The organism is Candidatus Obscuribacterales bacterium (genome assembly GCA_036703605.1).
Classification (GTDB): Bacteria; Cyanobacteriota; Cyanobacteriia; order RECH01; family RECH01; genus RECH01.
In genome coordinates this window covers 1-1,657 of sequence record DATNRH010000354.1, presented here as the reverse complement: position 1 = coordinate 1,657, position 1,657 = coordinate 1, and the positions used below count along the sequence as shown (strand labels likewise).

Sequence of the window (1,657 nt, the reverse complement as noted above, 5' to 3'; positions counted from 1 at the left end):
ACCGCCTCCCATTTGCATCATGGCAGCCAGCATCGAAGGGTCCATACCTCCAGCAATACCTGCTGCCTCGGGAGACATGGTAGCCATCATGCTCTGCATGACACCTTGGATATCACCGCTATTGTTGGTGAACTGAGCCAGTTCCTCCTCAGAAATGCCAGCCGTGGCCTGACTGCCAATCTCTTCCAGATTGATGCCTGAAAAATCGCCGCGCATCAACTTCTGCACCAGATCCTGGCTGATGGCTGTCACACGTGTCATCATGTTGGCCGGAATCCGATGGTACAGTCGCGCATAATTGTTCAACTGAATCAGATAGTCCAGCAGATGATCACGCGTCTCTTGATCCACTTCAGGGTCGCACCATTTCTGACGCATGTCCAACTCCTCCAGTGGCTTCACTTTGGCTTCCATTAGGGCCTGCACATTTCTCTGCTCGCACACTCCGTAGTAGGGTTCCATACACTTGTGCCACCGGCCAATAATCATCTTGCCAGCATCCTCCACACTGCTAATGTTCAACAGATCATTCAGGCGACCGAGTGTGGTGCGAGTCTTTTCGCACTCAGGGAACACTTCCAACAGACCTTCCAGCAGTTCCTTGGACAACCCCACAAACGCTGTGAGAAAGTCCATGCGTGGCATGGGCACCTCGTTCGCAGAGTTCATATCGGTCACGGAAGCCATGACGTGCAAGTTTTACGACCCAAGGGGTCAAAGTTCGTGGCTTGCTCCGAACGCTCGCAGTTGAAAATCTTCACTGTTCATAAACTGCATTGATGGCTGAGACTTACAGTTACCCTGCGTGCGGGCCGTGGGGCATGACCCTCAACGACCAACTCGGAGTGGCTTCGCAACTGAACACTACTTTTAGTCAACGAGCGTGGGAAGATGCTAAGCAAGATGGTTGTCTGCCTAAGCCCCATCTAGCACTGCCACAGTGGCCTCCACCCGCAGGAAGAGGGTTTGTGTTCCCCACTGCTCAAAAAAAGCCTCAGGAACTTTTGGATTTGGGGGCTGCGGAATTCAACGATCAGGAGGTTCCGTTTATGACGCCTAGGCTGCAACAACCTCTACCGCCTACAGCCTGCGGACTACCTTCTGCTGCCACCGAAACCTATCAACCACACCAACCACACCAACCACAACAGCCTACAGAGTTGTCAGAACGTGTGGCGCAGAAAATTGCGGCTGATATGTTGGGCTTGGACATGGAAGGGGCCAATGGAGTAGCAGGAGCCTACGCAGACATGGACGGACCAGGACTATTTCAACCTGAAACCTGCCATTCGTGGAATCAACAACCCATATTGCCTGTAGATACCAGTGATTCTGCACCACCTCCTGTGCCAAGTCCTACACCCACACCCACACCCACACCTTCGCCCTCTCCCTACTATGACCCTCATTGTATATTGGACAATCCTGGGTTCAAGTTGACAGAGGTGCCGCCATGCACGTGGAAAGCGATGGAGGGCATTGTTGACGACTTTCAACACTGGGACAAGTTGCCCAAGAAAGGTACCGGTGCCAAACTGGGCTATGTACTGGGACGTAACGATCGACCCTTTTATTTGATCATGTCTGTCATTGGTTTGCTGGTGCTGATTCTGACGTTCAAACTACTATTTTCGAGAGGCTCACGCGCGCCATCCTC

General features: G+C 52.5%; 2 protein-coding genes. One reads left to right on the top strand and one right to left on the bottom strand.

The genetic code is table 11. The annotated features are described in order from the left end of the window. Positions 1–687 (bottom strand): hypothetical protein (locus tag V6D20_07485; protein HEY9815625.1); only part of this gene is annotated, 687 nt, incomplete at its 3' end. A gap of 134 nt (positions 688–821) precedes the next feature. On the opposite strand from V6D20_07485, the gene V6D20_07480 reads away from it, so the two are divergent. Next, positions 822–1,657 (top strand): hypothetical protein (locus V6D20_07480; protein HEY9815624.1); only part of this gene is annotated, 836 nt, incomplete at its 3' end.